The organism is Vibrio hangzhouensis, from assembly GCF_900107935.1.
Classification (GTDB): domain Bacteria; phylum Pseudomonadota; class Gammaproteobacteria; order Enterobacterales; family Vibrionaceae; genus Vibrio; species Vibrio hangzhouensis.
This window is the reverse complement of record NZ_FNVG01000035.1, coordinates 1-11,573: the sequence shown is the minus strand read 5'-3', so window position 1 is coordinate 11,573 and position 11,573 is coordinate 1. Positions and strand designations below refer to the sequence as shown.

The window sequence follows — 11,573 nt, the reverse complement described above, 5'->3', positions numbered from 1 at the left end:
ACCTTGATAAACTTCACGTTTCTGCAGTGTACAGTGCGATATACCCGTTACTTGTCATCCTATTTCAGGATATATTCGCTCCACATCTATCATAATGTTATTTACTGTTACAAAATCAACACATACACAAGCCATATATCACGGTATTGTTAATGTCATTTTAACGTCAGTTTCGGTGAAACATTGTAGATTTTGGTCAGCTACAGATTGTTGTCTCTATCGTAACAAACTAGAATTCACCGCTTTTGTTTTATAGTTTTCTTAACAAATCGACTGCACGCTCAGCTTGCATTTTCAATGGAGAAAAGAAGTGTCTACACCGCATTCAAGTCAGCAAAGCAATAACTGGAAATTTGTTTTGTTGCTTGCCATTGTCTCAGTGGTTTTCAGTGGTCTCTTTGACCATGATGTCTGGACACCAGATGAACCTCGTGTGGCGGCTATCATCCACAGCATGTATATGACTGGGGATTACATCATTCCGCAGTTCGCTGGTATCTCTTTCGTCGAAAAGCCTCCAGTATTCTTCATAGCCTCTACGATGTTAATGCATGCGACAGGCCTCGATGCAATTATGGCAGGGCGTCTGGCTCTGGCCCTACTGTGCCTGGGCTCTCTGGCTGCAACCTATCGTATTGCCTACTTGTTCAGAGGAGAGAACTTCGCCTGGATAGCGTTAGCGGTACTGGGGACTCTTGAAGGCTTTGTACTTAACTTCCATTGGTTACGTGTCGACGCAGCTCTGATGTTCACCACAATCGCGGCGACCTGGGCTTTCACCGAAGCATACCTTCGCCAAAAGTTGGGCTACCTCCTCATCGCAGGCGCTTTCACTGGCCTGGCGTTTTTGAGTAAAGGTCCTGTCGCAATAGTGCTCTGTATTGGCCTGGCATGGGTTCCTTTGATTCTGCGTGCTATTTCACTTAGAAAACAATTCCCTGATCAAGCTGCACCTGTAGGACAATTCGTACTGATGCACGTTTTAGGCATTACTGTCATGTGCCTTGTCGCGGCAAGTTGGATTTATCCATTTTACAAAACGGCATCGCCAGAACTTTGGAAATCCTGGTTCTGGGATAACCAAATTGGTCGTCTTACTGGCTCTGCTACGAATACTTTAGGTCATAATAACGCCGGGAAACCTTTCTACTACGTGAAAGGTGTTCTCGAGTACAGTGCACCCTGGACTCCTTTGCTGTTACTGTGGTTGGGCAGTTTTATCTATAAACTTCGCCAACCAAAACAACTAACCTGGATAGATGGCTTTTTCGCCTTCTGGTTTGCTTTGGCGATCTTCATACTCTCCTACTCTGTAACCAAGCGATCAATGTATTTGGCACCTCTGATGCCGCTATTTGCACTTATCATTGCCGACGCCGTAACAACGATGTCTGGTAAATGGTTCAACTGGTACCGCAAAGGCTGGATTGCCCTCATGTCATTTGTGCTGCTTGCTTTTGCCGTGGTACCACTTTGGGCAAACTTACTACCTCAGGAAAAAATTCCATCGGCACTGATGGAATGGCTAACGACCTGGCATCTTATTGCATTGGTTCCATTGATCGCTATTGTCCTTATGGTAGTGGTTGAACGTAAACCTTGGCCGCAGTGGAGTAAGCTTGCTATCGTCACCGCACTGTTTTTCTCCAGCGCTTTCAATTATCTGTTCCCGGCCATCGATATTGCAAAAGATATGAAGCCAGACCTGAATGTCTTCGTAGAACAAATTCCTGACGAAAAGCGTGATCGTATCGCCAGTATCCGTTTCTCGGAAACGATGACGTCGATTTTCTTCTTATATCATGACTGGGCTGTGCCCCGAGTAAGCTTGGAACGTGCACAAGCCATTTTAGACGGCGTTGATCCTGAGTACGACTACCTGCTTCTCGACAGAAGCAATTCGACTGAGGACATCATCAGCTTTACTAAGCTACGTCCGGATACCGAGTACAAAGTACTCGCTAAAGGTACGCCGCGAAGTGATAAGGAAAAGGATGCTGTTTTCTGGCTTTCCGCCGATTAGATTGCAACAACTAAGCTCGTCGTAAAGCCCTCAACAGAGGGCTTTTTTAATATCTACTAACACTGGCTTGCTCACAAATCGAGACATTGTGGACTCTCAGCATTTTAAATACAAAACAAACAGATGCGCTAATAATTGACTATATTATTGATTTGTATAATCTTTATGAAACGAGCTGTTACAAAAATCTGCTGCCAAATGAGTGCATTTGCTTTTATATAGTCTTTGTATTGGGCTAAGCAGATTCCCATCTCTTTGATTGAATAAATCTAGTTGAGATACGAAACGACATCCTGTAAAGTCATGCTCAACGATGGTTTGGCGAACTGTCATCAATGCAGCTAAAATAGAAAACAACAACGTCACAGGCACCAAAAACATGTTTGAACAAAAAACATTTCATTTGATGAAGAATACCCTTGAAGGGAAAGTGAGAAACATAGATATCATTCCAGGCTGCAGTAAAGATTCACTAATGGAAGCACTGAGAAATGCGTCCTCTGTGGAAGATCTAATCGGTATCAACAAGGCAATTATCCGCTTAGTTAACAAAGCCTAGGTCGGACAGGAGAAGAAAAGCCAGCATACACTGCTGGCTTTGGTATTATTTTGATTCAATATCCGAACTAGTTTTCCGCAATGACGTAGAGATCTTTAGAATAAATACGTCCCTCTACATTGTTCATTGGAAAGCCTCCAACCGATGGTCTGACGAGTCTGGCCTGCATGTAATAATAAATCGGCGCAATCGGCATATCTTCTGTCAACAGTCCCTCTGCCCGGTCATAGTGCTTTGCACGTTCTGCATCACTTGTCGCAGCCAATGCACCGTCTATTACCTTGTCGTAGTTTTCACTTTGATAAAATGCACGATTTCCGGAATTCTCAGACGTCATCAATGTCAGGAAAGTAGACGCTTCGTTATAATCCCCACACCAAGAGGTTCTTAGCACATCAAAGCTACCCTCACGTCTAGAAACCAGATACGACTTCCACTCCTGATTCTCGAGCTCCACCTTGGCGCCGAGGTTCTTTCCGAGCATTGAAGCAATAGCGACAGCAATCGCTTTATTACTTTCACTCGTGTTATAGAGCAACTTCATGCTCAACGGATTGTCCGGGCCATATCCTGCCTGAGCCAGAAGCTCTTTTGCTCGTTGGTCTCGCTGTTGTTGTGTCCAATGACTGTATTCTGGCTGCGTCGCCTGAAATCCAGCCACATATTGATGTGCAAATGTATATGCGGGTAGATTGCCTACCTGGGTAATACCATCGGTAATGACATCACGCATTATACTGTACGAGACTGCTTTACGAACTTTGGGATCATTAAAAGGAGCCTTTGTGGTATTAAACGCGTAGTAATAGGTACACAACAAAGGCACCACTGTATACGCATCAGGAAGTTCGTTTTTGAGCTTCTCCGCCATGGATGCCGGTACGTCGGACGTGATGTCCACTTCACCAGATGCATATCGGTTCATCGCCGCAGTTTGACTTTCGAATGGAATGTACGTAACCCGATCCAGCACGGTATCTGAATTACCCCAATACAATGCGTTTCTTGTCAGTTCTATTCTTTCGTTAACGACCCATTCCTTAAGCGTAAAGGCACCGTTTGACACCATATTGCCCGGTCGTGCCCATTTGTCGCCATACGTTTTGATCGTCTCCTGATGAACAGGCATCATCGACGAATGCGCAGTCATAGCAACAAAGTATGGAACCTGGCTTTCCAGTTCATACTGCAGGGTATAATCATCCAGAGCCGTAACTCCAAGCGAGTCCAGTGACGCTTTTCCATTAATGACCGCCTCGATATTTTTTATCTTGGTCAACTTCAGATACCAGCCATTCGCCGAGGCGAAATCAGGGTTCGCCGCTCTCTTCAGGCTGTATACGAAGTCCTGAGCCGTCACTGAGTCTCCGTTCGACCACTTAGCCCCTTTTCTCAAATGGAAAGTAAAAGTTTTATTGTCATTCGTGTCCCATGACCTTGCCATCCCGGGAATAACGTTGCCGTCTTTATCCTGTATTACCAGTCCTTCAAACAGATCTCGCAGTACATGCATTTCTGGCAAACCTTCTGCGTTAGCAGGATCGAGCGTTGCAACCTCGGCGTCATTTCCGCGAACAATGTGCTGCGAATCGGCCAAAGTAATCCCTGTCGGTACTTCTGCACTGCATACAGAAAATGATGTCGCCACCATTGCCGCAATAAGCGAGACTTTCCATTTAGTAATCTGTGTCATCCTAAACCACCTGATTGAAGTTTTTGTAAGTGTTCACTATCCAACAGACCTCAAGGCACTGGCTTTCATCTCTTGAGGTTAAAAGGGGATAGCGCAATCTTCTCTTTTATGGCATATATGAAACCAAATTATCGTGAGCGATATCAGGAATATCAGAGATGGATAAGTTGAACCAAAACAACGTACTACTGCTACCTCGAGCCGAACGTGCTGCATTCTTAGTCAACCCCTGCACTTTTGGACATTCAGTACTTGGCGCGCCATTGCTCTACTTTCCCGCTCAATCCAATCATAATGCACGTGGACTGATTTTGGCGGGGACGCATGGCGATGAGACCGCCTCTGTCACTGCCCTCTCTTGTGCACTACGAAGCCTACCGCCCAACTTGCTTAATCATGATATCGTGCTATCTCTGAATCCCGATGGTAATCAACTTGGTACCCGAGCCAACGCCAATCAGGTCGATCTAAATCGAGCCTTTCCCACAAAGACCTGGACCGAGCAAGGTACCGTATATCGCTGGAGCTCTCACAGTGATAAACGTGATGTTAAAATAAAGACAGGCAATGTCGCGCAACTAGAGCCAGAAGTCAGTGCATTGATTTCCCTGATAGAGAAACGGGCGCCAGAGTTCGTCGTCACACTTCACGAGCCCTTGGCGTGCATCGATGACCCGGATGCCAGCGCTCTGGGGCACTGGCTGTCGAATCGCCTGAATCTGCCTTTGGTCAGGGATGTAGACTATGAAACACCAGGGTCGTTTGGAAGTTGGTGTAAAGAAAGGAAGTTGCCTTGTGTCACCATTGAGTTTCCACCGATATCCACTGATTATGCAGTGGAGAATCATTTGGATGCGTTAATCGATTTATTGCAATATGATGGGGACTAAGGGCTATTTTCGGCGTTTAAACTTACGTCCGAGATAAACCACACCTACCAGCAACGCGATGTAATAGAAAAACTGACTGACGTACATACCGATTTGTTCTTTTTCCGGTAAGTTGATGTGATTCCAAAAGGTAAACACCTGCTCAGATTTACCTGAGTCAAAAATCATCCAAATTGTAATGGCCAGACACACAGCCATAAAAGCGATATTTCTCATTGGTTACTTCTCAACTAGATTGCAATTCCACCTAAACTCTTTTCCAAGCACGGTTAAGCGATATCACTATGTCAGGTGGAAACGTTTAACACGAAGACTATCAGCGGTTGATAACAAAATCAGTGATTCAAACCTTGTTATTCAACATTTACAACCTTGGACTCTTTGTACGACGAAACTTTACAATTTTCAAAGGGATTTAACTTGACGTTTGCCGGCAACAAGATAACGTTACGCATTCGAGAAATGAATAATGGCTCAACTTTGCATACATTCAGGCACCCATCGTTTCGCACACTGTTTATCGTCACGGCCATCCTGGTCGTGCTATCCAGCCTATACACCCCAACAGCAACCGCGCAGTCTACAGGGTGGATACAGGATCCCATGCATCCACCAGTCAAAGTTCGATTACTCTCTACTGGTCAACTTAATTCAGAAAAGAGACAGCTGGAGATGGTCGTCGATGTCCGTCTGGAAGGCGATTGGAAAACTTACTGGCGAAGTCCGGGTGAAGGCGGAGTGGCCCCGGTATTTGACTGGAGTGATTCCACAAATATTGACAACATCGACTGGCATTGGCCTGTCCCGGCGTACTACGAACAACTGGGCGTGTTGACGTTAGGCTACAAACATCAAGTGAGTTTCCCACTTGTGGTAAGCGTTACCGATCCAACACAACCCGTCTCTCTCGAAGCTAACCTGAGGCTATCCAGTTGCACCAACATATGTGTCATCGCAGATTATCCTATTCAACTAGATATTGAACCAAGTAGATTGGTACTCGATGCAAACGCGGCGTATCTGTTTGCTCAGGGCATGAGCTTAACCCCAAAGGAAAACAATCAAGTCACTATCGAAGGCAATTACTGGGATCAGCAAGCGCAAACCTTGCTGCTAAAGCTGCGCTCAACATCCCCTTGGAACACGCCACTGGTTTTGGTCGATGGGAGCGACGTGAGTGATGAATTTTTCTCACAGCCAACTTTAACCATAGAGGGAACCACACTTTATGCATTGTATAAGGTAAGTAACTGGTTGGGAAAGGCGGACATTGCCAATAAACAAATTCAAGTCACGGTTTCTGACGATCTCATATTGAGTGAAGCAACGATACAGGTCGCAACCACGCCCATCGATGTTCCTTACCAAAGTGGTTTGCTATGGATGATTGGTTTCGCGCTGGCTGGTGGATTGATCCTCAACATCATGCCTTGTGTGTTACCAGTGCTTGGGATGAAGCTCAACAGCATCATTGCCGGAGTACATCACTCTCCTGCTCAGGTGAGAATGTCCTTTCTCGCCTCTTCAGCCGGCATTATCACCTCCTTTATGTTGCTGGCAGCCGGACTCACCTCGCTGAAACTCGCTGGCCATTTGATCGGCTGGGGAATTCAGTTCCAGAACTATTGGTTTATTGGTTTTATGGCGCTGGTCACTCTGGTGTTCTCTGCAAACCTACTTGGGCTATACAATATTCAACTTCCAAGCAGCCTGAACACATGGCTTGCTGGTAAAGGCAATCAAAGTTATGGCGGACATTTTATTCAGGGGATGTTCGCCACTCTATTGGCCACGCCTTGTAGCGCGCCATTTCTTGGGACTGCGGTAGCATATGCACTTGGAGCCAGTTTCATTGAACTCTGGCTTATCTTTGTCGCATTAGGTGTCGGTATGAGCCTACCCTGGCTTCTGTTTACAGCATTTCCTGGTCTTGTCCGAATGTTCCCCAGACCCGGCCCGTGGATGAACACTGTCAAACTGATCTTTGGTGCCATGATGCTGTTAACCAGTCTTTGGTTAGTATCACTGTTGTCATCTTTTATTGGTGCCGGACTCACTGTCATTTTGATAATTGTCATTCTTCTTGCACTCATGGTGCTCGTGGGGAAACGCTATGGTCGAAATGCGGTCATTATGCTGTCTGCCCTTTCAGTTATGCTTGTCGGCGGAAGTTTAATCTTCGGCAGTGTTACCGCTGATAGATGGTCAACGCCCATTGTCGATAATCTTGACTGGCAAAAACTAGAGCGTTCTCAGATTGCTGACTTAGTCGCTCAAGGTAATATTGTATTTGTCGATGTGACAGCCGATTGGTGTATTACCTGCAAGGCCAATAAGATTGGCGTTGTATTACAAGACCCCGTCTACAGCGCCCTTCAGCAACCTAATACCATAGTAATGCGCGGGAACTGGACCACGCCAAGTGACGATGTCACACAATATCTACATAGTTATGGGCGGTATGGTATCCCTTTCAACATAGTATATGGACCAAATCACCCTGAGGGCATCCCACTTCCGGTTGTGCTGACTTCAGACGCCGTTATTGAAGCAATAAAGCTCGCGGGCGGTGACATCCGTGATTAATAAAGCCTTAAACTTAACAAGAATCAAGAAGTGGGGTAAAGAGCTGGCGATAATGCTTATCTTGCTAACGTCAGTCTCTTTTGCTGTGGACTGGTATAGAAGCCTTGATATGCCTGTCGGAGACGCGCCTTCAATACCCGCTCATACGACGGAAGGGCTACCTATTGATATTCTGGAACAAAGCCAGACAGAACCGGTTGTTCTCTACTTTTGGGCTACCTGGTGCGGAGCGTGCAAGTTCGTCAGTCCTACGGTGAACTGGCTCTCTAATCACTACCAAATCGTTTCTGTCGCGTTATCTTCAGGTTCAAGCGAGCGTATTCGCCATTATATGACATCCAAGAACTACGATTTTTCCGTCATTAACGACACGACCGGAGAGTTCAGTCGCCAATGGCACATCAGTGTGACCCCTACCATTGTCATCATCAATAAAGGCCAAATCGAGAGCATCTCTACTGGTGTCACTACCCCTGTCGGCCTATGGCTAAGAATACTATTCGCCCGGTAAAGGGATCACAAAGATAAGTATGGAGCAGTGACTGTCTAGTAGCATGCTCATACCCGGCTATCTACCTAATGACAAGCTAGAGCAAGCCATTAAAGATTACGCTGGCAACGCTAGCTAATCTGCCCCCAACCATGCAGCTCGGAGAGCCTTTGAAGCTTTCTGAGCTCTTGTTCCGTTTCACTTCTTAGCCAACTCGCTAACGCTTCGACAGTTGCAGAGTCTGACCGTTGATGACAGTAATAACGCCAGTCGCTGTGATGTATATTGGCGTCTTGGGGGCAAACTAAATACTCTCGCTCCAGCTCGGGTAACGCAAGCAAGAGATCCGTCACCGCGACACCGTGTCCAGACAGACAAGCACTCAGCGTGAGATCCAAAGTGAAAAATGTCGAGTTTCGTACTGAGTGACGGTCAGAATAGCGAATCTTATTTAACCATACTCGCCAGTCATGATGATCCATGGTCGGATGCAACCTCGGCAGGGTCAGCAAGCGTTCCACATCTCTGTCTTCACCAAGTAGCTGCTTTGTACAAACTGGCGCCATATATTCTTCGCGCAGAAAGAATATATCCGGATCCTGTTGATAATTCCTGCCACCCTTGCTGGTAAAAATGAACAAGTCGTAATCACCTTTTCCTAAACTCTCCTGTTCATCAATGACAGGAATAACTGCAATTTCGTTGTCCGGGAATCGCTCGTTAAGTTGTTGGATCTTTGGCATTAGTGAGCGTGTCGCGTAACTAAGCGCAGCTCGAATGACAATCTTGTTGTTCTGTACCTCTTTCCAGGATTCCAGCAGTGACTGCAGAGACTGGTAGTTTCTGCCCAATACTTCAAATAACGCTTGCCCCTTCAGAGTAAGGTCAATTGAACGGTGTTTCCGGACGATTAAGGATGCGTTCAGATCATGCTCTAACTGTCTGACTTGGCGACTCACCGCACTCTGAGTAACGTGAAGCTCATTCGCAGCCAGCGTAAAACTCATATGTCTTGCTACGGCCTCAAACGTTTTCAGCGCGTTATGTGAATAAGGAATGTTCGAATATGGACTCATAATTGCTCACATGACTTTAACTTATGCTAGAGTGACACATATGTTAATTGAGTGCCATATTTATGCATATAAAATAGCCATACAATAAACAGAGGCTATCATGAAAAAAATACTGTCACTTGCCGCTCCACTTATCATTTCACAACTTATCTCTATGGCTCTCGTTCTCACGGATGTGTGGATGATGGCTCAATTAAGTGTCGGTGACTTGGCAGGAGGTGGCTTAGGTGCTTCAGTATACACTTTCGTTTTTCTCGTCGCTGGTAGCACCGTGGGCTGTGTTGCAAACCTCATCGCAATCGCGTACGGGCAGAGTGTCGCACGTCCTGAGTTTGGTCAAAAACAAGTCCGCCTGGCAGTTAAGGGAGCTGTGATGCTGTCTGTACTGCTTACTGTTTTGCTCACTTTCTCTTTCACTTTTGCCCCTAATCTACTGAGACTAGCCCAACAGCCCGAAGCTATCATCGACATCGCCATGACCTATCTGAACACATTGAAATGGGCCATGCTCCCTACACTGCTGTTGCTAATCTTGCGTGGCCTTACCAGTAATTACGGCCATGCTAAGTCAGTCATGATGATGTCCTTTGCAACGGTCATGCTGAATGTCCCGTTTAGTTATTGGCTGGCATTCTACATGGGTTGGGGTATTGCCGGACTCGGTGTGGGAACCGCATTAGCGGCCACTCTGGTACTAATCGGCTATGGAATATGGGTATTTCAACGTCCCATATACTACCGTTTTGCCCCATGGTTGAATCTGGAGGAATATGAGTGGAGACTGATGCTTCCGCTACTTTCGATGGGAATTCCTATCGCCATTGCTGGCTCGCTAGAAATGGGACTCATCTATGGTGGAACACTGATGTCTGGCTATATAGGGATCACCGCACTCGCTCTACACCAAATACTACTTCAGTGTCTAAGTTTTACCTGGAACATTAACTTCGGTTTTTCTCAAGCCGCGGCGATATTAGTGGGGAAAGAGTTTGGTAACAACAATCTGTCAGGTGTAAAAGCGGTCGCAAAACGCAGCTTTACACTGGTTACAGCGTTAAGTGCCGTTCTGGCCGTTATCTTTATCATTTGGCCGGAGGCCATTGCAAGCATCTTCCAATTAGATGGCGAAGGAGAGCATGGACTTAGCGCCATGTTGTCATCTCTCATTTGGGTGGTAGCGCTCTGCTTCGTCGTCGATGCGTGGCAGTTACTCGCCATCAATTTACTCCGGGGAATGAAAATCGTCGTATTCCCTACAGTCATGACCGCGATTGGCTATTGGGTTTGCGGCCTTCCCGCGTCATGGCTACTGATGCAACGTTATGAACTAGCCGGAATTTGGGGTGGAATACTGGTGGGGTTGGCGGCAACAGGCCTGTTGCTACTGGCTCAACTGGTGGTAGAGCTTCGCCAACCAACTCTGCATTCAGCCAATCTGGTTAATACCAAATTCTAACTCTTGTGGTCGGCGTGACTCTGGCTGCCGACCGATATCGCTAACCTGACAACAAACTGTTCGCTTAGTTATTTCGGACTGGTACCATACCCCGAAATCAACAAAACTTCAGGACACGACTATGTCACTTCCTCCATGCCCAAACTGCCAGTCTGAATACGTATATCAGGATCAAGAACTACTGATCTGCCCTGAGTGTGCTCACGAGTGGAATCCATCGGAAGAGTTGGAAAATGCGTTCACCGTGAAAGATGCCAACGGTGCGGTACTGCAAGAGGGAGACAAAGTCACCCTTATCAAAGATCTTAAAGTTAAAGGCAGTTCAATCGTATTGAAGATTGGCACTAAGGCTCTGATTAGACGCATTGTAGAAGGCAAAGATCACCAGTTAGACTGTAAACTCGATGGTGCTGGCGAGATGATGGTAACCGCGAAGTTTGTAAAGAAGGCATGATTGGCCGATATGAGAGCCGTAGACCAAGTTTCATTGACTTAGTCTTTCATTTTCAACTCACTATTCGCTTTAGCAGGTTCTCACTTTCGAAAGGATGACGGCATTCTTGGATAGGTTAAAACAAAGGAAACTAGATTGTTTTTGCCCAACTTTGCGCCGATGGGGTAGTTCGTCGTAACGCAGAAATGCCCCATTTCTTGTTTCTAAACCAAAAAATTTAACCCCGTCATCCCCTTGAAAAAGGGGATCTCATATAGCGTGCTGTGAACGCAATTTACGCGACGTAGTCATTATTTTTCAATTAGCTACGCGCTTTAGGAGATCCTCACTTGCGTGAGGATGACGG

General features: G+C 46.2%; 10 protein-coding genes. 7 read left to right on the top strand and 3 right to left on the bottom strand.

The genetic code is table 11. The annotated features are described in order from the left end of the window. Nucleotides 1-310: 310 nt before the first annotated feature. Nucleotides 311-2,023 (top strand): ArnT family glycosyltransferase, encoded by a 1,713-nt coding sequence (locus tag C4S60_RS21455; protein WP_103882344.1) that lies wholly within the window; start codon nucleotides 311-313, stop codon nucleotides 2,021-2,023. Nucleotides 2,024-2,402: 379 nt separating this feature from the next. Continuing rightward, nucleotides 2,403-2,582 (top strand): hypothetical protein, encoded by a 180-nt coding sequence (locus C4S60_RS21450; protein ID WP_146060889.1) that lies wholly within the window; start codon nucleotides 2,403-2,405, stop codon nucleotides 2,580-2,582. A 67-nt stretch (nucleotides 2,583-2,649) separates the two neighbouring features. Here the strand turns inward: C4S60_RS21450 and C4S60_RS21445 are convergent, their stop codons facing one another. Beyond that, complete coding sequence (locus C4S60_RS21445) at nucleotides 2,650-4,233, bottom strand: ABC transporter substrate-binding protein (protein ID WP_244183173.1); 1,584 nt, start codon at nucleotides 4,231-4,233, stop codon at nucleotides 2,650-2,652. A 200-nt stretch (nucleotides 4,234-4,433) separates the two neighbouring features. Between C4S60_RS21445 and mpaA the strand changes: the two genes are divergently transcribed. Further along, nucleotides 4,434-5,165: a murein tripeptide amidase MpaA gene (gene mpaA, locus C4S60_RS21440; RefSeq protein ID WP_103882341.1), complete on the top strand. Its 732-nt coding sequence runs from the start codon at nucleotides 4,434-4,436 to the stop codon at nucleotides 5,163-5,165. Nucleotides 5,166-5,168: 3 nt separating this feature from the next. Here the strand turns inward: mpaA and C4S60_RS21435 are convergent, their stop codons facing one another. Next, nucleotides 5,169-5,381: a hypothetical protein gene (locus C4S60_RS21435; RefSeq protein WP_146060888.1), complete on the bottom strand. Its 213-nt coding sequence runs from the start codon at nucleotides 5,379-5,381 to the stop codon at nucleotides 5,169-5,171. Nucleotides 5,382-5,627: 246 nt separating this feature from the next. Here C4S60_RS21435 and C4S60_RS21430 point away from each other — a divergent pair, with 246 nt between their 5' ends. Together C4S60_RS21430 and C4S60_RS21425 are read left to right on the top strand one after the other, a co-directional pair. Continuing rightward, on the top strand, nucleotides 5,628-7,751 hold the full coding sequence (locus C4S60_RS21430) for a protein-disulfide reductase DsbD family protein (protein ID WP_103882362.1): 2,124 nt from the start codon (nucleotides 5,628-5,630) through the stop codon (nucleotides 7,749-7,751). Continuing rightward, entirely contained in the window at nucleotides 7,744-8,262 is a 519-nt protein-coding gene (locus tag C4S60_RS21425) for a protein disulfide oxidoreductase (protein ID WP_244183170.1), read from the top strand. Before C4S60_RS21430 ends, C4S60_RS21425 begins: the two co-directional genes overlap by 8 nt. A 110-nt stretch (nucleotides 8,263-8,372) precedes the next feature. Here the strand turns inward: C4S60_RS21425 and C4S60_RS21420 are convergent, their stop codons facing one another. Further along, a complete protein-coding gene (locus C4S60_RS21420) occupies nucleotides 8,373-9,317 on the bottom strand; it encodes a LysR family transcriptional regulator (protein ID WP_103882339.1) in 945 nt (314 codons plus the stop codon). A 100-nt stretch (nucleotides 9,318-9,417) separates the two neighbouring features. Between C4S60_RS21420 and C4S60_RS21415 the strand changes: the two genes are divergently transcribed. Then, nucleotides 9,418-10,773 (top strand): MATE family efflux transporter, encoded by a 1,356-nt coding sequence (locus tag C4S60_RS21415; RefSeq protein ID WP_103882338.1) that lies wholly within the window; start codon nucleotides 9,418-9,420, stop codon nucleotides 10,771-10,773. Nucleotides 10,774-10,894: 121 nt separating this feature from the next. Beyond that, entirely contained in the window at nucleotides 10,895-11,227 is a 333-nt protein-coding gene (locus C4S60_RS21410; RefSeq protein WP_103882337.1) for a zinc ribbon domain-containing protein YjdM, read from the top strand. The last annotated feature ends 346 nt before the right edge of the window (nucleotides 11,228-11,573 follow it).

Bases quoted from the DNA above. Each gene is read 5' to 3' on its own strand.
- C4S60_RS21450 (WP_146060889.1), top strand. From the start codon at position 2,403: ATGTTTGAACAAAAAACATTTCATTTGATGAAGAATACCCTTGAAGGG.
- C4S60_RS21445 (WP_244183173.1), bottom strand. From the start codon at position 4,233: ATGGTGGCGACATCATTTTCTGTATGCAGTGCAGAAGTACCGACAGGG.
- mpaA (WP_103882341.1), top strand. From the start codon at position 4,434: ATGGATAAGTTGAACCAAAACAACGTACTACTGCTACCTCGAGCCGAA.
- C4S60_RS21435 (WP_146060888.1), bottom strand. From the start codon at position 5,381: ATGAGAAATATCGCTTTTATGGCTGTGTGTCTGGCCATTACAATTTGG.
- C4S60_RS21430 (WP_103882362.1), top strand. From the start codon at position 5,628: ATGAATAATGGCTCAACTTTGCATACATTCAGGCACCCATCGTTTCGC.
- C4S60_RS21420 (WP_103882339.1), bottom strand. From the start codon at position 9,317: ATGAGTCCATATTCGAACATTCCTTATTCACATAACGCGCTGAAAACG.
- C4S60_RS21415 (WP_103882338.1), top strand. From the start codon at position 9,418: ATGAAAAAAATACTGTCACTTGCCGCTCCACTTATCATTTCACAACTT.
- C4S60_RS21410 (WP_103882337.1), top strand. From the start codon at position 10,895: ATGTCACTTCCTCCATGCCCAAACTGCCAGTCTGAATACGTATATCAG.